The organism is Burkholderia sp. Ac-20345 (genome assembly GCF_017104825.1).
GTDB classification, from domain to species: Bacteria; Pseudomonadota; Gammaproteobacteria; order Burkholderiales; family Burkholderiaceae; genus Burkholderia; species Burkholderia lata_B.
Genome location: NZ_JAAGPO010000087.1, coordinates 1 through 22355, shown reverse-complemented (window position 1 = coordinate 22355; position 22355 = coordinate 1). Strand labels below are relative to the sequence as shown.

At 66.9% G+C, this 22355-nt stretch carries 18 protein-coding genes and 1 pseudogene; 11 read left to right on the top strand and 8 right to left on the bottom strand.

Features of this window, described 5'->3' with window-relative positions:
- Nucleotides 1–4: 4 nt before the first annotated feature.
- The gene (locus tag G3O06_RS27275; RefSeq protein ID WP_205818092.1) at nucleotides 5–1492 is read right to left on the bottom strand and encodes a PLP-dependent aminotransferase family protein; all 1488 of its coding nucleotides are present in this window, start codon (nucleotides 1490–1492) and stop codon (nucleotides 5–7) included.
- A 102-nt stretch (nucleotides 1493–1594) separates the two neighbouring features.
- Between G3O06_RS27275 and G3O06_RS27270 the strand changes: the two genes are divergently transcribed.
- The 4 genes from G3O06_RS27270 (at nucleotide 1595) to G3O06_RS27255 (ending at nucleotide 6656) form a co-directional block, all read left to right on the top strand.
- On the top strand, nucleotides 1595–2833 hold the full coding sequence (locus G3O06_RS27270) for a multidrug effflux MFS transporter (protein ID WP_205818091.1): 1239 nt from the start codon (nucleotides 1595–1597) through the stop codon (nucleotides 2831–2833).
- A 126-nt stretch (nucleotides 2834–2959) separates the two neighbouring features.
- Nucleotides 2960–3640 carry a response regulator gene (locus tag G3O06_RS27265; protein WP_069251438.1) on the top strand — a complete coding sequence of 227 codons (681 nt, stop codon included), beginning with the start codon at nucleotides 2960–2962 and terminating at the stop codon, nucleotides 3638–3640.
- A 79-nt stretch (nucleotides 3641–3719) separates the two neighbouring features.
- On the top strand, nucleotides 3720–5126 hold the full coding sequence (locus G3O06_RS27260; protein ID WP_205818106.1) for a sensor histidine kinase: 1407 nt from the start codon (nucleotides 3720–3722) through the stop codon (nucleotides 5124–5126).
- A 651-nt stretch (nucleotides 5127–5777) separates the two neighbouring features.
- The gene (locus G3O06_RS27255; protein WP_174917228.1) at nucleotides 5778–6656 is read left to right on the top strand and encodes a LysR substrate-binding domain-containing protein; all 879 of its coding nucleotides are present in this window, start codon (nucleotides 5778–5780) and stop codon (nucleotides 6654–6656) included.
- A gap of 41 nt (nucleotides 6657–6697) precedes the next feature.
- On the opposite strand, the gene G3O06_RS27250 is transcribed toward G3O06_RS27255, so the two are convergent.
- Nucleotides 6698–7594, bottom strand: coding sequence for a LysR family transcriptional regulator (locus G3O06_RS27250; protein ID WP_241020267.1), 897 nt, complete (start codon nucleotides 7592–7594; stop codon nucleotides 6698–6700).
- 421 nt (nucleotides 7595–8015) lie between these two features.
- On the opposite strand from G3O06_RS27250, the gene G3O06_RS27245 reads away from it, so the two are divergent.
- The 7 genes from G3O06_RS27245 to purU all read left to right on the top strand — a co-directional run bounded on the left by G3O06_RS27245 (nucleotide 8016) and on the right by purU (nucleotide 17887).
- A complete protein-coding gene (locus G3O06_RS27245) occupies nucleotides 8016–9881 on the top strand; it encodes an FAD/NAD(P)-binding protein (protein WP_205818089.1) in 1866 nt (621 codons plus the stop codon).
- Nucleotides 9882–9896: 15 nt separating this feature from the next.
- Nucleotides 9897–10721 carry an alpha/beta fold hydrolase gene (locus G3O06_RS27240; RefSeq protein WP_205818088.1) on the top strand — a complete coding sequence of 275 codons (825 nt, stop codon included), beginning with the start codon at nucleotides 9897–9899 and terminating at the stop codon, nucleotides 10719–10721.
- 18 nt (nucleotides 10722–10739) lie between these two features.
- On the top strand, nucleotides 10740–12068 hold the full coding sequence (locus G3O06_RS27235; RefSeq protein ID WP_205818087.1) for a hypothetical protein: 1329 nt from the start codon (nucleotides 10740–10742) through the stop codon (nucleotides 12066–12068).
- A 70-nt stretch (nucleotides 12069–12138) separates the two neighbouring features.
- Nucleotides 12139–14001, top strand: a complete 1863-nt coding sequence (locus tag G3O06_RS27230; RefSeq protein ID WP_205818086.1) for an FAD-dependent oxidoreductase — start codon at nucleotides 12139–12141, stop codon at nucleotides 13999–14001.
- 74 nt (nucleotides 14002–14075) lie between these two features.
- Nucleotides 14076–15800 carry a gamma-glutamyltransferase gene (gene ggt / locus G3O06_RS27225; RefSeq protein WP_205818085.1) on the top strand — a complete coding sequence of 575 codons (1725 nt, stop codon included), beginning with the start codon at nucleotides 14076–14078 and terminating at the stop codon, nucleotides 15798–15800.
- Nucleotides 15801–15823: 23 nt separating this feature from the next.
- A complete protein-coding gene (locus tag G3O06_RS27220; RefSeq protein WP_205818084.1) occupies nucleotides 15824–16939 on the top strand; it encodes a PLP-dependent aminotransferase family protein in 1116 nt (371 codons plus the stop codon).
- Between the two features lie 18 nt (nucleotides 16940–16957).
- Nucleotides 16958–17887: a formyltetrahydrofolate deformylase gene (gene purU, locus G3O06_RS27215; RefSeq protein WP_277403757.1), complete on the top strand. Its 930-nt coding sequence runs from the start codon at nucleotides 16958–16960 to the stop codon at nucleotides 17885–17887.
- An 80-nt stretch (nucleotides 17888–17967) separates the two neighbouring features.
- Here purU and G3O06_RS27210 read toward each other — a convergent pair whose 3' ends face one another.
- From G3O06_RS27210 to G3O06_RS27185, 6 genes and pseudogenes are all read right to left on the bottom strand, one after another.
- Complete coding sequence (locus G3O06_RS27210) at nucleotides 17968–19044, bottom strand: nitronate monooxygenase (protein WP_205818082.1); 1077 nt, start codon at nucleotides 19042–19044, stop codon at nucleotides 17968–17970.
- Nucleotides 19045–19112: 68 nt separating this feature from the next.
- The gene (locus tag G3O06_RS27205) at nucleotides 19113–19265 is read right to left on the bottom strand and encodes a hypothetical protein (protein ID WP_174917219.1); all 153 of its coding nucleotides are present in this window, start codon (nucleotides 19263–19265) and stop codon (nucleotides 19113–19115) included.
- Between the two features lie 168 nt (nucleotides 19266–19433).
- On the bottom strand, nucleotides 19434–19838 hold the full coding sequence (locus tag G3O06_RS27200; protein ID WP_241020266.1) for a TetR/AcrR family transcriptional regulator: 405 nt from the start codon (nucleotides 19836–19838) through the stop codon (nucleotides 19434–19436).
- 129 nt (nucleotides 19839–19967) lie between these two features.
- Entirely contained in the window at nucleotides 19968–20834 is an 867-nt protein-coding gene (locus G3O06_RS27195) for an MOSC N-terminal beta barrel domain-containing protein (RefSeq protein ID WP_205818081.1), read from the bottom strand.
- An 88-nt stretch (nucleotides 20835–20922) separates the two neighbouring features.
- Complete coding sequence (locus G3O06_RS27190; protein ID WP_205818080.1) at nucleotides 20923–21876, bottom strand: ABC transporter substrate-binding protein; 954 nt, start codon at nucleotides 21874–21876, stop codon at nucleotides 20923–20925.
- 37 nt (nucleotides 21877–21913) lie between these two features.
- Nucleotides 21914–22355 (bottom strand): annotated as a pseudogene (locus G3O06_RS27185) (cytochrome c); the annotation flags it as partial.

The window sequence follows — 22355 nt, the reverse complement described above, 5'->3', positions numbered from 1 at the left end:
GCGGCTATGCGGGTTGCGCGAGCAGCTTGCCGAGCAGCCGGCCGCCATGCCGCGCGTGCGCGGCCGTCAATGCGGAATACCCGACGACGACGCCCGCTTCGCACCGGGCGCTTCGACAGAATCCGCGGATCGGCTGCAGTTCGACGCCGGCCGCATGGGCTTGCGCGACATACGTTGCGTCGTCCATCCCGGGCGGCAGCCACAGCACGAAATGAAAGCCCGCGTGTTCGCCGGACACCGTGTATTGCCCGCCGGCGTGCTTCGCCAACTGGTCGAGCACGATGTCGCGCCGCTGGCGGTACGCGTGACGCGCGGCGCGCAGGTGCTTCGCAAAATCGCCGTGCGCGATGAAGCGGGCCAGTGCCAGCTGCGGCGCCACGCCGACCGAGCGCGCGGTCGCATGCCACACGGCCGAAAGCGCCGGCCGCAGTTCCGCCGGCACGACCATGAAGCCGATGCGCAGCCCCGAGAACAGCGTCTTGTTGAATGAACCGCAGTAGATCACGCGATCGCATGCGTCGAGCGATTTCAGCGCGGGCAGCGGGGCGGTCTGGTAGCTGAATTCGCCGTCGTAGTCGTCCTCGATGATCCACGCGCGGTTGCGCTGCGCCCAGTCGAGCAGTTCGAGCCGGCGCGACACCGACATCGTGACGCCGAGCGGCGCCTGATGGGCGGGCGTCACGTAGGCCGCGCGCGCATCGGGGTGCCGGTCCAGCGACGCCGTGTCGATCCCTTCCCGATCGACCGGCACGTCGATCACGGTCGCGCCCGCGATCGTGAAAATCTGCCACGCCGACGCATAGCCCGGATCCTCCATCAGCACCGTCGAGCCGGGCGCGAGCAGCGTGCGCGCGACGAGATCGATCGAATGGCGGATGCCGGTCGTGATGAAGATGTCGCCGGCGTCGCACGGGATGCCTCGGTATTCCCGCAGGTAAGCGGCAATTTCGTCGCGCAGGCTCTCGACGCCTTGCGCCGGCGTCGCCCCGAGGTCGTTCGCCGTCGCGGCAAGGAGGCTGGCCCCGAGCGCCTTCTTCCATTGCTGCATCGGCAGCAGGCCGGGATCGGCGAGCCGCGCGACGAACGGGACGCCCGGACGCACGCCTTGTTCCGGCGCAGCCGCGTCGGTCGTGCGCGCGGGTGCGGGGTGCGCGTCGGACGGCGGCGTGCCGTTGTCGCGCGACTGGGCGGCCGCGCGCAGATAGCTGTCCGGCACCACCGCACATACCCGCGACCCCGACCCTTGCGTGCGGGCGATGTAACCCTCGGAGCCCAGCCGGTCGTACGCCGCTTCGACCGTCCCCCGGGCGACGCCCCAGCGTGCGGCGAGCGTGCGGCTGGACGGCAGCGGGCTGTCGCCGGGAAGCAGGCGCTTCAGGATCGCGTCGCGCAGCGCATCGGCAATGCACTCCTGCTTCGACTGCGGACTGCCCGTGGACAGCCCGGCAGGGCACGGCAGATCAAGCGGAATCGCGGCTTTGCCACGCGGCATAGTGGTCCAGTTATTGGCGGATTTAATGGCCCTTCAGCTTATATCACTTTGACCTTAGATTGCTGTCGACCACATCAATCCGACCGGAGACGGGCTCACCGCATGAAAACGCGTTCATTACCCCAGTGGGGCTGGCTGTTCCTGTTGATGCTCGTCGTGTGCCTGCCGCGGGTCACGATCGACGCGTACCTGCCGTCGCTGCCGGCGATGGCGGACGCGCTGCACGGCACCGACGCCCAGTTGCAGCTCACGCTGACCCTCTACATGGTCGGCTATGCGCTGTCGATGCTGGTGTCGGGGCCGTTGTCCGACCGTTACGGCCGCCGTCCCGTCCTGCTCGGCGGCCTGTGCCTCTACGTGGTCGCGAGCGTTGCCTGTGCGTGGTCGACCAGCGTCACGGCGATCGTCGCCGCGCGCATCTTCCAGGCACTGGGCGGCTGCTGCGGAACGGTGATCGGGCGGGTGATCGTGCGCGAGCGCTTCCCGACCGCGATGCAGGCCACGATGCTGGGGCGCATCTCGGCCGGGATGGCACTGTCGCCGGTGATTGCGCCGCTGGCCGGCAGCGCGGTGGCCGAATGGCTCGGATGGCGCGGCGTGTTCGGATCGCTGGCGGCGGGCGGGCTCGTCGCGACGGCGATGGTGCTGCGCTACCTGCCGGAGACCCGCGAACGCGACGCGCGGCCGGCGCCGGGCAAGGGGCTCCTGCGGACGTACGCGAGCCTGCTGCGCAAGCGCAGTTTCCTGCGCTACTCGCTCGCCATCAGTTTCGCGTACTGCACGTATTACCCGTTCATCGCGGAATCGTCGACGCTGTTCCAGCGGCAACGCGGCGTATCCGGCCCGATGTATGCGGCGATCTTCGGCCTGACCGTGTTCGGCTACCTGATCGGCTCGAACGTGTTCGCGCGAACCGGCACCCGCTGGAAGGCTGATTCGGTCATCGCGGCGGCGGCGGGCGTCAATCTGGCCAGCGCCGCCGTGTTGTGGGTCGGCGGTGCGATCGCGCCGACGGCGGTGGCGGCGCTGGTCGTCCCGATGTTCTTCGTGATGATTGCCGTCGGGATCGCGATCCCGGCCTGCCAGTTCGCGGTGATGCAGCCGTACACGACGATTGCGGGGACGGCGTCCGGGCTGTTCTTCTTTATCCAGATGGCGATCACGGCCGCGTGCGGCGGCGTGCTGGCGTGGCTGTCGGACGGCACCGCGCGACCGATGATCGTCGTCACGGTCGGCGCGAGCGTTGCCTTCCTGGCAGTGGCGGTCGGCCTGCGCGAGCGGCGGCGCACCGGTGACGGTGCGCGCTTCGCGACGCGAAACCGGCCCGCCGCCGAGCGCTGAGCGACGCTCGGCCGGGCCGGCCGACGCGCGCCCGCGCCGGCGGCGCAACCCGTGTTTCCGCGAGGCGTCGCGATGGAAAGGATCATGTAATGTAGCGGCCTGTCGCTGACCTTACCCGGAATCCCCATGCGTGTGCTGCTCGTCGAAGACAATCCGAACCTCGCCCAGTCGCTGAACGACGCGCTGAGCGCGGCGCGCTTCGCGGTCGATCACATGGCGGACGGGGAGGCGGCCGACCACGTGCTGCGCACGCAGGATTACGCGCTGGTGATCCTCGATCTCGGGCTGCCGAAGCTCGACGGGCTGGAAGTGCTGCGGCGGTTGCGCGCGCGGCGCAATCCGGTGCCGGTGCTGATCCTGACCGCGCACGGCTCGGTCGAGGATCGCGTGAAGGGGCTCGATCTCGGCGCCGACGACTATCTCGCGAAGCCGTTCGAACTGACCGAACTGGAGGCGCGCGCCCGCGCGCTGATCCGCCGCAGCCTCGGCCACGAACATTCGCGGGTCGAATGCGGGCCGCTTTCGTACGACAGTATCGACCGCAGCTTCCATCTCGCGGGCGAGCCGCTGTCGCTCACGCCGCGCGAACGCTCGGTGCTCGAGGTGCTGATCCTGCGCAACGGCCGCGCGATCAACAAGGAAACGCTGTCGGAAAAGATCTTCGGGCTCGACGAGTCGGTGAACGCCGATGCGATCGAGATCTACGTGTACCGGCTGCGCAAGAAGCTCGAGAACACGGGTGTCGCGATCGTCACGCTGCGCGGGCTCGGCTATCTGCTGGAGGCGAAGGCGGAGACGGCGGAATGAGCCGCCCTTGCACTTATTGTTGTTCGCCGCTGCGCGAGGGGACGCATCGCTTTCGCGGGACGGCCCGCCGGGACGCATGGTGACCCGCCCGAACCTGCGCACCCAGGTCGCGCTGTGGCTGTTGCTGCCGCTGCTCGGCCTGCTCGCGCTCGACTCGTGGCTCACGTACCAGCGCGCGATGAGCGCCGCGCACGTCGCGTTCGACCGTACGCTGTCGTCGTCGCTGAAGTCGATCCGCGAAGGCGTGCGGCTCAATGACGGCGAGATCGAGGTCGACCTGCCGTATCTCGCGCTCGAAATGCTCGAATCGAGCGACGGCGGCAAGATCTACTACCTGATTCGCGAGGACAACGGCCACACGATCACCGGCTATCCGGACCTGCCGCTGCCGCAAGGGCGCGACGCGGGCGACGGCGCGCTGTTCGTCACGCGCTACTACGACGTCGTCTATCGCGGCGAACAGTTGCGGATGGCCGCGCTGCGCATTCCGGTACATGACGTGCCGACCGCGCAGTCGCGCATCGTGTGGGTGATGGTCGGCGAGACGATCGAGGCGCGCCAGGCGCTCGCGCGCGAGATCCTGGTGGGGTCGCTGCTGCAGGAAGGGCTGCTCGTCGTGCTGGCGCTCGGGATCGTGTGGCTCGGCGTCGGGCGCGGGCTGCGGCCGCTGAACCGACTGTCGGCGACGGTCGCCGCGCGCAGCGAGGACGATACGACGCCGCTCGATACCGGCACGGTGCCGAGCGAACTCGCGCCGCTCGTCGAGTCGATCAACCAGTACATCGGCCGCACGCAGCGGATGCAGGTCGCGCGGCGCCGCTTCTTCGCGGACGCGGCCCATCAACTGAAGACGCCGCTCGCGGCCGTGCAGGCGGGCGTCGAGCTCGCGCTGCGGCCCGACGAGCAGCCGCGCGCGAACGGGCACCTGCGGCGCGCGAACGGCGCGGTGCGGCAGGCCGCGAAGATCGTCCAGCAACTGCTGTCGCTGTCGCGGCTCGATTCGGACAGCGGCCATGCGGTCGCGCACAAGCCGGTCGCGCTGCACCGGCTCGCGCGCAGCGTGACGCTCGACTGGTCGCCGGTTGCACGCGCGCGCGACATCGATCTCGGTTTCGAGCACGAGGCCGACATCGACGTGCACGGGCAGTCCGACCTGCTCGGCGAGATGGTCGGTAACCTGATCGACAACGCGATCCGTTATGCGGGCGACCGTGCGGTGATCACGGTGCGTGTGTCGCGCGACGGCGAGCAGGCGCGGCTCGACGTCGTCGACAACGGGCCGGGCATTCCGGCGGACGAACGCGACGCGGTGTTCGAGCGCTTTCATCGCGGCAGCAAGACACAGACGGTCGAAGGGACGGGGCTCGGGTTGTCGATCGTGCGCGAGATCGCGCGCGTGCATCAGGGCAGCGTGGCGCTGGCCGATGCGGCGGGCGGAGGGCTGATCGTCACGGTGACGTTGCCCGCAGTGCGTGCGGACGGATAGGAATTTGCTTAGATATGTCGCCCTGCGATGCGATCCGGCGGCTTCGTTTCGCGGCCGGAGTGCTGGTTCTTCGTTGATTAATCATTAATCGAAGCAGTGATTGTGATTATATTAAAAAACGACTTTATTAAGATATTCTCGAACGTCGAATCGACGGCAGGGCCGGAGCCATCGCAACGCTTCCAGGCACGCTTTTTCCCATGTCCATGACGCAAGTCACGGCGCTTACGTTTACATTTCTAATTTTTTACAAAAACAAACTCATTGGTTGCGCAATTCGCTATCATGTCGTCAATGAATCATATCGACATCGAGAATAATGATGAGAGACTTTTCAACCGAGCCGGCCGTTGCGTCGGCATGCGGGCGGCCGCATCGCGAGGGCATGCGGCGCAAGCGTCCTTACCGACCAGCATCGGCTGACGGCGCCTGAGCGGCCGTCCGATTCGATTGTGCTGCGGTCGACGGCGCGGGCTTTCTGCCCGCGTCCGCGGCTCGTTTTTCCTATAGCCAGCCGGCCTTCCGAACCGATGACGCGACGGCGGCGCGCGCATGCCCGCGCCGCCGGTCCGGTGCGTTTGCGCCTGCTCGGCAAGCCATCCACGACTGCCAGTCAAACCGTCGTTGGCAAGCAAAAAGCAAGGGACAAGAATGGATTTGCAGGCATTGAAGATATTCAAGGCCGTTGCAGACGAGGGTGGAATCGCCCGCGCGGCTACCGTGCTGAACTGTGTGCAATCCAATGTCTCGACGCGGTTGCGGCAGCTCGAGGCGAGGTTGGGCATTCAGCTCTTCTACCGCGTCAACGGACGTCTCGTCATCACGAATGAAGGGTCGCAATTGCTCGGCTACGCGGAGCGGATGTTGCAACTGGCGGACGAGGCGCGCTCGGTCGTCAGAGGCGGCGGTGAGCCCGTCGGCAAGCTTCGGATCGGCGCGACCGAGGCGACTACCGCCGCGCGCCTGCCGCGCATGCTGGCCGACTTCCATCAACGCTATCCGAAGGTCGACATGGCGATCGAAACCGGCTCGATCGAACAGATCATGCATGGCGTGATCGGCTATCGCCTCGACATCGCGCTCGTGCCTGCACCGGTAGTGTCCGACGAACTGGCCGAGGAGGTGGCGTTCGATGAAGAACTGCTGCTGATCACCGATCACAGTCATCCGGTCGTCACCTCGGCCGAGGATCTCCGCAACTGCAGCTTCCTCGCGTTTCGTTCGGACGGTTCGCATCGCGCGCGCTTCGAAAGCTGGCTGGAGAGCGCAGGACTCAAGCCGCGGATCGTACTGGAATTCGGCGCGCCCGAGGTCATCATCGCATGCGTCGGCGCGGGTATGGGCGTATCGCTGATGCCGCGGTCGCTGATCGAGCGGCGGGACCTGACGAACGTCATCAAGTGCCATGCAGTCGTGCCGGATGTCGCGAGAAATCAGGTGCGTTTCGTCTGGCGCAAGGACATCGCCCAGCACAGTGCGCGGGACGCCTTCATCCGCAGCCTCAAGGGGCATGGGCTCCGGGCGTCGTAGCGCGCGCCGGGCGGGTGAGCCTCCCGGGCGTTGCGGCTGTCTCAGACGTCGACGCGTGACTCGGTCAGGGCGAGGAGGGGCGTCGGGACGGGGCGGGCGAGGAAGCTTTCCGCGAGCGCGTGGTAATCGGCATGATGCCGGCTGTCGGTACGCCAGATCATCATCGTCCTGGTGAACGCGTATTTTTCCGGCAGGGGGTGGCACTGTATCTGGTCCGTGAAACCGAGATTCCCTACGACCGCGACCGGCATGATCGCCGCGCCGAGCCCCGCCGCGACGCAGCCGACGATTGCCTCGGACGTGTCGAACTCCAGCGTGCGCGGCAGCGGCATGCCGGCTTCCGCCATCCAGCGCTGCAGCCGGCTGCGATACGCGCATCCTTCGCGAAAGCCGATGATCTTCGTATTCGCCAGATCCTTTGCAGAACGAATCGACGGATGGTCGCGATCGGTCAACAGCACGAGTTCCTCCGCGTCGAGTTCGATCTGCCGGAGTTCGTCATGGGGAGGCTGACCGGCGACGAAGCCGACGTCCAGATCCCGCCCGAGGACATCACGCACGATGCTGTCGGACGTCGCGACGTTGACGCGCAACTGCACCGCGGGGTGCTCGCGGTGAAATTCCGTCAGTGCGCGCGGTAGCTGCAGCGTGGCAGTCGTCACAATCGCGCCGATGCGCAACTCCGTGCATAGCGTGTCGCTTCCCTTCATCACCTGCCGCGCCTCATCGGCAAGCTCCAGTAAGCGGATCGCATAGCCATGCAGCACGACACCGCGAGGCGTCACCGTCAGTCGCTTGCCGGCACGTTCGAACAGGCGCGTGCCGAGCATGTCCTCCAGTTGCCTGATGCGCGTCGACACATTCGACTGCACACAGTGCAAACGTTCGGCTGCGCGCGCCACGCCTCCCTCGTCGACCACCGCCTTGAAAATCTGCAATGCCCTCAGATCCATTCCTTCCGTCCCCGCAATCAGCCCGCGTCATTCGTTGATCGATTTGAAATTCGCCGAATAAAGAGAAGTTCTCTTTGTTTTCTTTGTATTGATAGTTTCATTCCTTTTAAATCAGCGGGCAACAGTTTCTTAAAAAGCGAATTGAATATCAAAAATTTAAATTATCCCGCCTGATCCAGTGCTAATAGAATTTTCCAGGTGATTGATGTCGAGGGCGGCTTAGCCTGATTCGATGCCGGTCGCGTGGTAATTGAAGGCACTTGATCCCCGTGGCCATGGTCCGGCCTGAAGGCCGTCGGACAATGCAGGAGCGGCGTCGTCGACAAGCCGGCGCCAGGGGATGATTTTGTCCTTCGATTATTGAATCCGATTGTGATGTGGGTGATTAAATAATTGGGGAATCAATATGGATAGAATTAATGTCGCTATTGTCGGCATGGGTCAGCGTGGATTGACACTTCTTGAACGATTGCACGCCGTGCTTTCGGAACGCGATCTGGATGTCGGTATCGATCTGCATCTGATCGACCCGTCCACGCCGGGGCAGGGTATTCACGAATGGAGCCAGCCCGAGCATTTGCTCGTGAACACCATCGCCGCGCAGATCACGATGTATTGCGACGATTCGGTCACGGATTCCGGCCCGGTTCTGCCTGGGCCGTCCTTCCTCGAATGGGCGCTCGAACGCGGCTACAAGAAGCTGGGCGGCCGCTACCTCGTGTCGGACGAGGGCGAATCGATCAACGAGAATACCTACCTGTCGCGCGCAGTGCTGGGCGAATACCTGACGTGGGTATACGACCGGCTGATCGACACCCTGCCGGATTATGTGAACGTAATCAATCACCGTCGCAACGTGGTTGACATCGTGCCGATCGATTCGCACCGGATCGAGGTGCGCCTGGACGGCGGCTTCAGGATCGACGCCAACTACGTATTCCTGACGATGGGCCACAGCCTCGGCGGCACGGACGCGTTCGACCGGAAGTTCGAGAACTGGGCGGCGCATGGCAAGGCGGGCAACAGCCACCTGGCTTACTTCAAGTCGCCGTATCCGATCAATTCGATCAATTCGATCAGTTCGCAGGCGCGCGTGGCGATCTGCGGCACGGGCCTGACGGCGACGGACGCGATTTCGGCATTGACGATCGGGCTCGGCGGCCGGTTCGAGAAGGTATCGGTCGACCGCTATCGCTACATCCCCTGCGGACGCGAGCCGAAGATCACCGTGTTCTCGCGCCAGGGCCTGCCGGCGGGCGGCCGGGCCGTGAACCAGAAAGGCACCTACGGGCAGTACAAGGCGAAGTTCTTCACGCGCGATTTCGTCGACGCATGCCGCGCGAAGAACCGCCTCGAACGCGGCAACGAGCAGCTCGATTTCGATCGGGACCTGTGGCCGACGCTGAAGAAGGAAATGGCCTACGTCTACTCGAGTTCGGCGTCGGGCGTATGGACCGATCCGGCGACCTACCAGGTCGAGCCGGAGGTCGACGCAGCTATCGATCTGCTGATGGTGCCTGCCGCGCATCTCGAGTTCGTCGACCAGGAAGCGTACCGGACGTACGTCCGCGGCCACCTGATCGAGGACATCGCGGACTGCTTCGGCGGCAACGTCGACAACCCGCGCAAGGCGGCGGCGGACATCCTGCGCGACATCCGCGACAACATCCGGCACGCGGTCGACTACTGCAGGCTGACGCCGGAATCGCACCGTCGCTTCCTGTCGTACTGGTGCTCGATCAGCAACCGAATCGCGAGCGGGCCGCCCAAGGAGCGGAACATGGAAATGCTCGCGCTGATCGACGCGGGCGTGCTGTCTTTCTTCGGTCCCAGGCCGGAGCTCGGCTACGACGATCAGCACCATTGCTTCACGCTGTCGACCGATCGCTTCGGCAAGCCGGTGCAGGAGGCGTTCGACGTGCTGATCCGCGCAAAGGTCGACCTGTTCGAACCCGAGGCAAGCCCGTCGCCGCTGGTCCGGAACATGCTCGCGTCCGGCGTCGTCACGCCGTTCAGCAACGGAGACTTCAAACCGAGCGGTATCGAGATCACGCAGGGCGTCAACGTGATCAACCGCGCCGGCGACGTGATTCCGAATCTGTGGGCGCTCGGCTACGTGGTGGAGGGCGCGCATTTCTATACGTACGTGTTGCCGCGCCCGTTCTCGAATTCGCGCGGGCTGCAGGATGCGGGGCGCGCCTGCATCGCGATGGTGGACGACATAGCGGCGCGTTGTGAAACCGAGCAGGAGCTCGACGCCGAGGCCGTATAACAGGAGACCGGAACCATGAATCGTCGCAACTTCAACAATGGGGCGCTTGGCCTCGCGCTGGGCGCGTTCGCGGCCCGGCAGGTCAATGCGCAGGACACGTCGGCCAAGGTGCCGGCGCAATCGCCGTCGAAGGTCAGGACGTTCGTGCTCGTGCACGGCGCGTGGTATGGCGGCTGGTGCTGGAAGAAGGTCGCGGAGAAGCTGCGCGCGGCCGGGCATCGCGTATCCACGCCGACCTGCCCGGGCGTGGGCGAAGCCAAGCATCTGCTGTCGAAGGACATCACGCTCACGACCCACATCACGAGCATCGTCAACCACATCCAGTACGAAGGCCTGAGCGATGTGATTCTCGTCGGCAGCGGCTTCTCCGGGCTCATCATCAGCGGCGTGGCCGACCGGATTCCGCAGGCGCTGCGGACGCTCGTCTATCTCGACGCGCTCGTCGTCCCGAACGGCGTATCCGCGTTCGACGCGCAGCCGGCGGAGATTACCCGCAAGCGGCTCGAGCAGGTGGCGCGCGAAGGCAACGGCATCGCGATTCCGCCGCCTCCGCTCAGCACCTACGACATCGTCACGGAGGAGGACAAGGCGTGGGTCGGGTCGTTGCTGACGCCGCATCCGGTCGGGCCTTACCAGGAGAAGTTCTACCTGAAGAACCCGATCGGCAACGGCGTGCCGCGCATCTATGTCGACTGCGTGGCCCATTCGTTCGCGCCGCTGGCGAAGCTCAAGAAGGACATCCGCGCGCAACCGGGCTGGATCTGGCGCGAGCTGGACGCGCGGCACGATCCGATGGTGACCGAGCCGAACCTGCTCAACGAATTTCTTCAGTCCATCTAGAACGATAAGGAGAACGTCATGTTGAACGGATGGCAGAAAGCCAGCACCCTGATGCTGAGCTCGATGCTGCTGCTGGCGGCAACGGCGTATTCGGCGGTGCTGCCCAAGCTGGCGTCGAGCGTCGGCGTGATCGTCTGCGTTCCGCTCGCGATCCTGTGCCTGTCGAAGGAGAGCCGCAAGAAGCAGACGCTCTGGTACGCGGTGGTCATCTTCGCGATCTGCGTGCCGCTGCTCGGCAATGCGGTCGATGCGCCGCAACTGCTGGCGGCGATGGGCCGGTTCTCGCCGGTGATGGCGCTGCTTGTCGGCGTGTCGCTGTTTCGGCACAGCCTGACGCGCTCGGGGCTTGCCGCGCTCGTCAGCAGCCGGCTGATCACGCCACCCGACCGCGCGCGCAACTCGGTGAGGGTCGCGCTCGCGACGATGGCGCTCACGCTGTTCACGAGCCAGGGCGCGATATCGATGATGGGCGCCGTCTGCGGGCCGCAGGTGAGGAACCGGCTCGGCATCGCGCGGATCACGATGCGTTCGCTGTGCGCGTCGATGTTCATCCTGCCGACGACGGTGGCATCGGCGTCGATCGCGGCGGCGATTCCGCACCTGGATTCCGCCGCGGTGCTGCTGCTCGGCATGCCGCTCGCGCTGTTCGTCGTGGCGGGCGCGATGACGCCGCGTCTCGAAATCGACGACGGCCGCGGCAAGGCACGCGAGGTCGACAAGCTCAAGCCGCTCGTGCTGGCGGCAATGGTGGCGTCGTTCGGCGTGATCTGCTACGTGATGACGAACAAGCTGACCTGGTCGTTCGCGTTCGCGATGGTTTCCGGCTACGCGTTCGAGCTGCTGGTGCTGTCCGGCAGCAAGGCGGGGCCGGCGCTGGCGAAGGAAGTGCCGAAGAGCGTCGACGGGATCGCGCCCGAGCTGCTGCTGCTCGCGGCGTCGAGCCTGCTGATCTTCACGATCCAGCACGTCGATCTCGCTGCATACCTGCCGAAGGCTGTGCGCGCGCCGCTCGGCAATCCGTATGCGGTCGTCGTGCTGCTGATCGTCGTGCTGCCAGCGATCACGATGCTGGGCGTGCACCCGATGATCCTGTTCGGCATCTTCTTCCCGCTGGTGGACGCGACCGTGCTCGGGCCGACGTACGTGCAGTACCTCGCGTGGACGTCGATGTTCGTGATGTCGAACCTGCTGTCGCCCGTGTCGATCTGCTCGATTCTCGCCGCCACCAGCCTCCAGATGTCGAGCCGCGAGACCAGCTACGTGTCGAACTGGCGCTTCTGCGCGCTCGGCATGGCGATCGCCTATGTCTACGTGCTCGCGCTGCTGGCGATGAGCACGCACGGTTGACACCCGCGTGAACGTTCCGGATGCGCGGCGCGCATCCATGACCCTTACCGACATTCCATCGGATACCACCATGAAGATATTGTTGCTAGATGTGCTGGACCAGCCGCTGCAGGACGCACTGCTCGCCGATAACGTGGTCTACCGCCCGGACCTGCTGCACAAGAGCCAGGACATGCTCGCGCGCACGCTCATCGAGGGCGGCGTCGACGCGCTGATCTCGAGCGACCCGGTGCCCCGCAAGGCGATCGACGAATGGGCCGCGGCGAGCGCGTCGCCGGTCTACGTCGTACGCGTCGTGATTCCCGATCCGAACGCGCAGGATCTGCTCGACTACGCGCCGTCCGGCGAGATCGAGGCCGGCAACAGCGTGACCTTACAGGCGGTCGGCAAGTCGCTCGGCGACGCCTACGTCAGCGCGTTCGAGCTGCTCGAGGCCCGCTGGGTCCGGCACGCGCTGCGCAGCCGCTTCGGGCATGACGAACCGGCGCCGCAGCCCGACACGGTCGTCGGCAGCACGAAGGTCCTGCTGGTCGGCGCGGGGCTCGTGAATCTCGTGACGGGGTACCGGCTGCAGCAGGAAGGCTATGCGGTGCATTTCGTCGATGCGCGCCCGGACCCCGGCGCCGCCCATCCGTGGACGAGCTACGGATGCAGCCACGGCGGCGACGACGCGCGGATGTTCACGCTGTCGGAGATGGACAACTACAACGACCGGCAGGTCTCGCTGACGATGAACAACCTGTTTCGGCGCAGCGTGACGGAGCTCGGCTGGAACGTCCACTGGAAGGAGACGCTGTCCGACAACGAGCTGCGCTGGGTCAGGGAGTTCGAGGGCATCCCGGTCTGGCTGGCCGACAAGTACAACGACGACATCTTCGCGCTGTCGCGCGCGAGCTACCCGAAATGGACGCGCTGGATCGAAGACGATCCGGATCTGTTCACGGCCGCGCTGATGCGCCAGGGCATCCTGCGGCTCTATTCCGACAAGACCCAGTTCGCGGCCGCGGTGCGGCGCCAGAACCGCATCGGCGCCACCCTGCAGGTGCTGACGCCGCAGGAGGTCGCGCAGCAGCATCCGGCGCTCGCCGATGCGGTGCGCGGCGGCCATGTCGCGGGGGGCGTCCACGTGGTCGGCTTCACGGTCAACTCGCACAAGTTCGTGCGCGAGTTGCTGCAGCGCTTGCGCGCGGGTGGCGCGGAGTTCACCTGGGGATGCGCGGCGCAGAGCCTGGAGCGGGATGCGCGCAAGCGGGTGTGCGGCGTGCGGATCGACGGCGACGTGCTCGAAGCCGACCACTACGTGCTGTCGACCGGCGCGTACGGCGACACGCTGCTGAGCGGCACCGAGACGAAGGGCAAGATCCACGGCGTGCTCGGCGCGTGGTTGCGGATCCCGAACCTCGAGCCGGATCTGCGCCATTCGCTGAAGCTGGCCCGCAAGGGGCACATCACCGAGGACGCGAACATTACCGTCGCGACGGACGAGCGCGGCCGGCCGATTCTCGTGATCGGATCGGGATATGGCCATACCGGTGTCGATCCGCGCAACATCGATCACGCGCAACTCCAGCAGATCTACCAGGGGCTCGTCGACACGGCCGCCAAGTACTTCCCCGCGTCGTACCGCGCGGCGAACGAGGCCGGCAATCTGCAGGACAGCTTCAAGTACTGCGTACGGCCGTGGACCTCGTCGGGCCTCGGCGTGTTCGAGATCCTGCCGGGCGCGCAGGGCGGCCGCTGCGTGATCACGGGCGGGCATAACACCGGCGGATTCGCGCAGGCGCCCGAGATTGCCCAGGCGGTGTTCGATGCAGTCGAGCGGCGCGAGCATCCGATGCATTTTGCCTACCACTCGAACCGGCCCGGCGTGTTCCTCGGCGCCGCCGCGCCGCAGCCGCAGGCGGCCGCGTACCCGGAAGCCGCGCTCGGCTGACGGGCGGGGCGTGCGAGCCGGCCCACCGGCCGGCACGCGCGCCGTTTCATTCATTTCACCAGAACTGTCAGACCATGAAGATCTCCAACGAAAAACCGATCCGACGCGAAAGCGAACAGGACGCCCGGGCACGCGAGGCGGCCGAGGAATCGCAGCGGGTCATGCGGAAAATGAAGCAGGAGGCCGGCGGGCGGATTCCGCAGGCGCTGAAGGCCGGCGCCGTGGCCGCGCCGGACGTATACAGCGCGAACGAGGCCGAGGCGGTGCTGGCGGAAGGGGGCAACGCAATCGACGCCGCGGTCGCGGCGGCGTTCGTGCTGTCAGTCACCTATCCGGAAGCGGGCAACATCGGAGGGGGCGGTTTCATGAACATCCACTACGACGGCGCGCCGTACTTCCTCGACTATCGCGAATGCGCGCCGGCAAACGCGCGGCGCGACATGTACCTGGACGAAGCCGGCGAGGTCGTGCCGGGCATGTGCGTGGTCGGCCGCCACTCGGTTGCCGTGCCGGGCACCGTGCGCGGGTTGTGGGACGCGCACAGCCGGTTCGGCACCTTGCCATGGCGGCGGCTGGTGGCGCCCGCAATCCGCTACGCGAAGCAGGGCTTCGTCGTGCACCGTCAACTGATCGAGCGCCGCGACGTCATGCTGGCGGATTTCGAGGGCAAGACGAACTTCAAGCGGTTCTTCGGCGCGATGGAGGAGGGCGGCGTGTTCCGCCAGCTGGAGCTCGGCGACACGCTCGAGCGTATCGCGCGTTTCGGCGTCGACGAGTTCTACCTCGGCGCGACGGCGGAACTGCTGGTCAGGCAGTTGTCCGACCTCGACGTGCCGATTACCAAGGATGACCTGCGTCAATACCGGACGATCTGGCGCAAGCCGCTCGTGGCCCACTGGAACGGCTACGAGGTCGTGACCGCGCCGCCGCCCAGCTCGGGCGGAATCGGGCTGCTGCAGTTGCTGAAGATGAAGGACGTGCTGAGCGCGGCATTCGCGGGCGTCGAGCACAACTCGACGCAGTACGTCCATCTCGTCGCGGAAATGTCGAAGCGGGTGTTCGCGGATCGCGCCGAATACCTGGGCGATCCGGCTTTTCAGGCGATGCCGGTCGACGCGCTGCTGGAGCCCGCCTACATCCGCCGCCGCGCGGCCGCGGTCGATCTCGCGGTGCCGACGCGGGTGGACGCGGTGCAGCCCGGGCTGGAGGAGAGCGAGGAGACGACCCATTTCTCGATCATCGACAAGTTCGGCAACGCGGTGTCCAACACCTACACGCTGAACTCGAAGTTCGGCAGCGGTGTCGTGGTCGAGGGCGCAGGCTTCCTGCTGAACAACGACATGGACGACTTCTCCGCGAAACCGGGCGCGGCCAACCGGTTCGGCCTGGTGGGCGCCGACGCGAACGCAATCGCGCCGGGCAAACGGATGCTGTCGTCGATGACGCCCACGATCCTGACGAAGGACGGCCGGGTGTCGCTCGTGATCGGCACGCCGGGCGGGTCGCGGATCTTCGGATCGATCTTCCAGGTGATCAACAACGTGCATGCGTTCGACATGCCGCTCGCGAAGGCCGTCGCGAAGATGCGCGTCCATCATCAACTGCTGCCCGTGAACACCGTGTACTGGGAGCCTTACGCGCCGATCGAGGGCGTGCTCGCCGAGGAGCTCGTCGCGCGCGGCTATAACCTGCAGCCGCGCTTCACGAACGGCGACATCCAGGTGATCCGGGTCAACGGCGACATGCCGGAAGCCGCATCCGATCCGCGTGCGCGCGGCACGGTTCGCCTCGTCAACTAACTCGCTTTCATACAGGATTACTCATGAAGACAATCGATCTTTCCCGCGGCGTTCCGGATCCGCGGACGTTCCCGGTCGATTCGCTGCGCGCGATGGCGGCGAGCGCGCTCGCGCGCGACGCCGACCGGATGCTGCAGTACGGGCCCGCTTTCGGCTATCCGCCGCTGCGCGAGTTCATCGCGTCGTGGTTCGACAGCGCAATGTCGAACGTGCTGGTCGGCCACGGTTCGCTCGAACTGTTCAATTTCATCTGCGACGCGTACCTGCAGCCGGGCGACGTCGTGTTCGTCGAGCGCCCGACCTACGACCGCGCGATCACGACCCTGCGGCAGCACGGCGTCAAGATCGTCGGCATCGACGTCGGCGCCGACGGCATCTGCATCGACGCGTTCGAGCGCGAGCTGAAACGCCACCAGCCGAAGCTCGTCTATCTGATTCCCGATTTCCAGAACCCGACCGGCGCATGCATGAGCGTCGACGCACGGCGCGCGATGGTCCGCTGGGCGCGCGAGTACCGGTTCCTGCTCGTCGAGGACGGACCTTACGGCTTTCTCCGCTATCGCGGCACGCCGCTGCCGTCGCTGCGCAGCATGGCGCCGGACCTGACGCTGCACCTGAGCTCGTTTACGAAACTGATCAGCCCGGGCGTGCGCACCGGGTTTCTGGTCGCGCCCGAAGACGTCGTGAAGCGTGTCGCGAGCGTGGCCGAGCGGCACTACATCACGCCGAGCTTTTTCGCGCAGGGCATTATCGCGGCGTGGTGCGAGGACGGCCGGCTGGCGCCCCAGCTCGACCGCCTGAAGCAGCTTTACGGGCCGCGGCTCGACACCTGCCTGCAGGCGATCGAGCACTATCTGCCCGGACGGCTGTTCGTGCGCCCGGATGGTGGCTTCTTCGCGTCGCTGCGGCTCGGCGCGCGCATCGACGAGCAGTCGCTGCAGGCGGCGGCGCGCGAGGCGGGGCTCGTGCTCTCGTCGGGGCGCGCGTTCTTCGACGCGCAGCCCGGCTACCGGTTCCTGCGCGTACCGTTCTGCGCGCTCGACGCCGCCGACATCACCGAGGGCATGCGCCGCCTCGGCGACGTGGTGGACCACCTGAACACGGCGGCGCGCAGCGGCAAAGCGCATGCCACGATCTGACGAGGAGGAGACGTCGTGTTGACACCAAGCGAAGCCCGCTCGCCCGACGAGGCGGCGGCGACGGTCGAGCCCGTGAGCGTCGCGAGCGTCGAATACGTACTGGCCGCGTCCTGCCCGGCGCAGCGCGGGATGATTCACCGCATGTCGAGCCTGCTCGCGGACCTGGGCGGCCACGTGCTGGATTCGGCGCAGTACAGCGATCCGTCGTCGCAACGACTGTTCATGCGGATCGTATTCGCGGTGGACGACGGCGGTGCGACCGCGACGGCGCTGCGTGCGGGCATCGGCCTGCTCGATCACGGGGCGGACCTGCAGTGGCATCTGTTCGCCGCGCGGCAGCGTCCCCGCGTGCTGCTGATGGCGTCGAAGCTCGGCCACTGCCTGAACGACCTGCTGTTTCGCCACGCGAGCGGTACGCTGCCGGTCGAGGTATGCGGCGTCGTGTCGAATCATCGCGACCTCGCGCGGCTCGTCGACGGCTACAACCTGCCGTTCCATCATTTCCCGCTGCCGGCGCACGCGTCGGCCGACGAGCGGGCGGCGCAGGAGCGGGGCATCCTCGCGCTCGTCGCTGCGCACGACATCGAGCTGGTGGTGCTCGCGCGCTACATGCAGATCCTGTCGGCCGGGTTTTGCGAGGCGCTGAACGGGCGCATCATCAACATCCATCACTCGTTCCTGCCGAGCTTCAAGGGCGCGCAGCCGTATGGCCAGGCGCACGCGCGCGGCGTCAAGCTGATCGGGGCGACCGCGCACTTCGTGACGCGCGATCTCGACGAGGGGCCGATCATCGAGCAGGACGTTGCGCGGATCGATCACGCGATGTCGCCGGAGGCGCTCGCGACGGTCGGCGGGGATGCGGAGTGCGTGGTGCTGGCGCGGGCGGTGAAGTGGTTCGCGGAACGCCGGGTCCTGCTGAACGGTAACAAGACGGTGGTGTTCCGGTAATCGGAGAAGCGGGAAATGAAAGACGCACGGCGCCGTGAAGGGGCCGTGCGTTGTTCGTCGTTGTGATGCGGGAGCCGGTTTCAGCCGAAGATCGTCGCGGTTTCGTCCGCGAGCGCGCGCACCAGCGCCGCGGCCGGGATGCCGTCGTCGCGCTGGCGGCTCAGACCCGCCGCCTGTCCGGCCCACATCGAGATGAAGTCGGTGCGGTTCGCCTCACCGGCCGCCTTGCGGATCTCGGTCGTCAGCGCGTTCTGGATCGGATACGCGGGCACGTGCTGCTCGAACTCGGCCATGCGGCGGATGTAGTCGTTGACGATGCCGCGCGCCGGGCGTCCGGTGAAGGTGCGGCTCGTGCGCGTCGACGTGTCGGTCGACTGGCGGATGTGCGCCTTCCACGCCGGATGGATCGGCGATTCGGCGGAGGTCAGGAAGGCCGTGCCGAGCTGCGCGGCCTGCGCACCGAGCGTCAGCGCGGCGGCGATGCCGCGGCCGTCCATGATGCCGCCTGCGGCAATCACCGGCAGCGACACGGCGTCGGCGATCTGCGGCACGAGCGCGAGCGTGCCGATCATGCTGGCGTCGGGGTGGCCGAGGAAGGTGCCGCGGTGCCCGCCGGCCTCGGCGCCCTGCGCGCAGATGATGTCCGCGCCGTTGGCTTCCCACGCGCGCGCTTCGGCGACGCTGGTGGCGGTGCCGATGACGAGGCTGCCCGCATCGTGCAGGCGCTGAACGGACGGCGCGTCGAGCAGGCCGAACGTGAAGCTCGCCACCGGCACCTTCAGTTCGATGAGCGTCTCGAGTTGCTGCCGGAAATCCTCGCAGTACCGTTCGAGCGGCTGCCCCTGTGCGAGGCCGAGCTCGGCGCGGATCGGCTGCAGCCGTTCGAGCGCGCCGCTGACCTCGTCATCGCTCGGCGCGGGCGTGTCGAGCACGAACAGGTTGATCGCGAACGGCTTCGACGTGCCGGCGCGGATTGTCCGGACCTGCGAGCGGATCGCGTCAGGGCCGAGGCCGGCCGCGGCGAGCGAGCCAAGGCCGCCGGCGTTGGAGACTGCGACGACCATCTCGGGCGTCGAGCCGCCGTTCATCGGACCTTGCACGATCGGCAGGGCGATCCCGATCTGTTGGGTCAGTGGAGTGGAAAGCGAGCGTGACATGGTTCATTCCTCGGAAATGGACAAAGAAGGCTGGGGCGGCGGATACGCGCTGCGACGGCGTGCCGCCATCAGAACGGGCCGGGCCTGTCGTCGCCCAGGCTCTTTTCCCGGCGGCGCTCGGCGGCGCGCTGGTCGGCCTGGTACAGGAGCAGCAGGAACTTGTAGAACAACGAACACGCGACCACGGCGATGCCGAGAGTAATGAGGATGGCGTCCAGCACGAAGGCGTCTCCTTGGTCGTTGGCGCGGGGCGCGATGCCGGCGGGTTAGAACATGCGCATGATATGAATTTTATTGAGCGCATGGGATGAAAAATAGAGATGCGAGGGTTTCTCTAAAAGAGAACGGCGACGCCCCGACGCGCACGACTGCGGACGAGACGCGCCCGATCACACCGACAGGCTCGCGCGGTCGGCGTCGCCGCGCCCGGCGATGCGCATGCCGTTGATGCTCGCGATCAGGAACTCGGCGGCCACGCCGCCTTCGCGCTGCGCATCACGGACCCGGCCTGCGATTGCGGTGATCAGGCGGTGGGCCGGCACCGCATGGATATCCGTGAGCTCTGGACGGGGCGCGCCGAATTCGTAGATCGAAATCGTGCGAAGACAAGACTGGGCCGCCATCTCGACCACGTGGCGAAGCAACGCGTCGATGCCGTCGATCGCGCGTGCGCCGCTACGCAACGCGTCGAAGTGCGCTGCGCATTCGCTCGTCCCGGAGCGGCGCCGGGCCGACAGGTCAAGCTGCCATTTGTCGCCGGACGCCGCGGAGAGGCGCTGTCGCCCGATGCCCATCGCACTGATGACATTCAGGCCGAGCTGCGCTCGAATCCATGCTCGCTGAATACGGCGATCGCGTAGTCAGGAAGGCTTGATCTGCCGGAACGTGCGCACGCAGGTCTGGCAGGCTGCATGGCGGGTTGGTCAGTCGCCGAAGCCGATCTCTGCTTCCAGCGACTGGCCGACTTCGAGCCACGTGCCCGCGCCTTCGACGACGATCGCATTGATGCCGAACGTCAGCTCGCCGTTGAAGTTCGGGTTTGCGCGATAGGTCTGCATCGTGTCGGTCGGCTCGTGCGGCCACGCAGGATCGGGCGCGCCGGTGACCTGGTCGATCGTCGGCATCGGGCAGCGCGTACACAGCTTCACGAGGCGCAGCCGCACGGGCGTCGCGCCTTCCGTGTCGAGATGTTCGACGAAATCCTCTTCGTACGCATCGAGATCCGACACGACGATATTCGGGCGGAAGCGGTTCATCGGGATCGCCGGCGCACCTTTCGCGGTGAGGCGCGCGTTCAGGTCGTCGAGCGACGACTGGCCGATCACGAGCAGCGGGTAACCGTCCGCGAACTGCGTGTGCGTATCGATCTCGCCGGTCCATTTGCGGTTGCAGCCGCGGCGCGCGTCGGGCCCGAAGCGCGCGAGCTTCGTGGGCGTGCCGAGGAATTCGGTGAGCCATGCGGCCGTTTCGGCGCCCGTATCGATCGCGTCGACGGTATCGCGCCACACGGTCGCGGCCATTTTCGGCGTGGCGGGCGATACGTCGCCGTCGAGCGGCGTGCGGAGCTCGCGCATGCCCGGCGCGTTCAGCACGAGCGCATCGCTGTCGAGCGCGGTGCGGATCAGCGCGAGGCGCGGGTGCGTGCGCTGCGTGATCATCTGCCCGGCGGGGTCGGTGATCAGCCAGTGGCGGTCGTACGCCAGGCCCGTTTCGAGCAGTTGCGCGCGCGACAGCGCGATGCCGGCACAGGATTTGATCGGATAGACGAAGAGTTCGGCGATGGCTGGCATGACGCTGGCTGAAGGCGGATGACGAGACTGCGATTGTGCCAGATCGCGCCTCAGCCGTTTGGACGGCTGCGCACCGTCGCGCGGCCGGTCATGCGAGCGGGAAGCCGGGGTCGAACGTCGTACGCACGTCGAGCGGCTGGCGCAGCAGTCCGGCCTTCAGGTAGAAGTCGGCCGTGCGCTGTTGTTCGGCGATGACCGTCGCGTCGATCGGCAGCCAGCGCGTGTTGCGGCGCTCGAATTGCAGTTTCGCGGCCGCCGGCGGAATGCCGATGATGCGCGCGAGCGCCGCGGAATATGCATCGACATGGCGGTACGACCACGTCTGCGCGCGCACGACGCGCCGCAGGAAATCGTGCAGCACGTCGCGTTTCGACGCGATCGCCGCGTCGGTCGCCGCGATGTAGCTGAGGCCCGACCACAGCCCGCGGCCGTTGACGAGCACGCGCGCGCGGCCGCTCGTTTCGGCGAGCGCGGTATAGGGTTCCCAGGTCGCCCAGGCGTCGATCGAACCGGTTGCGAGCGCAAGCATCGTGTCGGCCGGTGGCAGGAAGCGGAACGAGACGGCGTCGGGCGGCAGGCCGGCTGCGTCGAGCGCCTTCAACGTGACGAAGTGGCCGATCGAGCCGCGCGTGGTGCCGATGCGCTTGCCCTTCAGGTCGGCCGCGCCTTTCAGCGCCGCATCGGGCCGCACGAGCACGGCCGTGCCGTACGGGTCGGAGCGGTTCGCGCCGATCACCTTGATGCGTGCACCCGACGCGAGCGCGAAGATCACCGGCGCGTCGCCGATCGGCCCGCAGTCGACGGCGGCCGCGTTCAGTGCCTCGGCGAGCGGCGCGGCGGCCGGAAACTCGGTCCATGCGATGTCGTAGGCCAGGCTGTTCAGTTCGCCGGCCGCTTCGAGCAGCGCACGCAGCCCGCCTTTCTGGTCGCCGGCGCGCAGCAGCGGCCGCGTGCCCGATTGCGCACGCAGTGCCGCGGGGGCCGCGGCGATCGTGGCGAGGGCGCTTGCTTGGGCGAGGAAATGGCGTCGGGTCGGATTCATCGTGAAGTTCGTTCGGTCGAAAGAAGGGTTCGGGAAGTCAGTGCGGGAGCCCGGCCTGCACATCGCGCACGGGCTCCGTATCGACGCGCAGCAGCAGCGCGGTCAGCGGATCGCCGTTCGCGGCCGCTACGGCCGGTCGTGCGGTGGCGTCGGAGCGGCACAGCAGGTCGGCATCCGACCAGCCGGCGCTGCCCGGCAACGCGCGCGCCCGCAGCCAGCCGCGGCGATCGGCGAGGAGCTGCGTGCCGCCGAGCGCGTCGGGCGCCACGCCGGCGATCGTCGCGAACGCGATCCACGCATCGGGCGTCGATGCGACGCAATCGGCTCGCGCAGTGCCGGTTGCCTGCACTACAGGCGCACCGCGTGCCGTGACGAGCAGGGTCTGCCAGCGCGCGTCTTCCGGCGGCGGCGTCGCGCCCGGCGCGAGCGCGACGATGCGCACGCGCTGGCCTTCGCGCCAGCGATCGAGCGGTTGGTGA

What these genes read in the sequence shown, in the direction of transcription:
- G3O06_RS27255 (WP_174917228.1), top strand. Translation starts at nt 5,778, where the DNA reads ATGGATTTGCAGGCATTGAAGATATTCAAGGCCGTTGCAGACGAGGGT.
- G3O06_RS27190 (WP_205818080.1), bottom strand. Translation starts at nt 21,876, where the DNA reads ATGAATCCGACCCGACGCCATTTCCTCGCCCAAGCAAGCGCCCTCGCC.
- G3O06_RS27230 (WP_205818086.1), top strand. Translation starts at nt 12,139, where the DNA reads ATGAAGATATTGTTGCTAGATGTGCTGGACCAGCCGCTGCAGGACGCA.
- G3O06_RS27275 (WP_205818092.1), bottom strand. Translation starts at nt 1,492, where the DNA reads ATGCCGCGTGGCAAAGCCGCGATTCCGCTTGATCTGCCGTGCCCTGCC.
- G3O06_RS27195 (WP_205818081.1), bottom strand. Translation starts at nt 20,834, where the DNA reads ATGCCAGCCATCGCCGAACTCTTCGTCTATCCGATCAAATCCTGTGCC.
- G3O06_RS27235 (WP_205818087.1), top strand. Translation starts at nt 10,740, where the DNA reads ATGTTGAACGGATGGCAGAAAGCCAGCACCCTGATGCTGAGCTCGATG.
- ggt (WP_205818085.1), top strand. Translation starts at nt 14,076, where the DNA reads ATGAAGATCTCCAACGAAAAACCGATCCGACGCGAAAGCGAACAGGAC.
- G3O06_RS27245 (WP_205818089.1), top strand. Translation starts at nt 8,016, where the DNA reads ATGGATAGAATTAATGTCGCTATTGTCGGCATGGGTCAGCGTGGATTG.
- G3O06_RS27270 (WP_205818091.1), top strand. Translation starts at nt 1,595, where the DNA reads ATGAAAACGCGTTCATTACCCCAGTGGGGCTGGCTGTTCCTGTTGATG.
- G3O06_RS27220 (WP_205818084.1), top strand. Translation starts at nt 15,824, where the DNA reads ATGAAGACAATCGATCTTTCCCGCGGCGTTCCGGATCCGCGGACGTTC.
- G3O06_RS27210 (WP_205818082.1), bottom strand. Translation starts at nt 19,044, where the DNA reads ATGTCACGCTCGCTTTCCACTCCACTGACCCAACAGATCGGGATCGCC.
- G3O06_RS27200 (WP_241020266.1), bottom strand. Translation starts at nt 19,838, where the DNA reads ATGGGCATCGGGCGACAGCGCCTCTCCGCGGCGTCCGGCGACAAATGG.
- G3O06_RS27265 (WP_069251438.1), top strand. Translation starts at nt 2,960, where the DNA reads ATGCGTGTGCTGCTCGTCGAAGACAATCCGAACCTCGCCCAGTCGCTG.
- G3O06_RS27240 (WP_205818088.1), top strand. Translation starts at nt 9,897, where the DNA reads ATGAATCGTCGCAACTTCAACAATGGGGCGCTTGGCCTCGCGCTGGGC.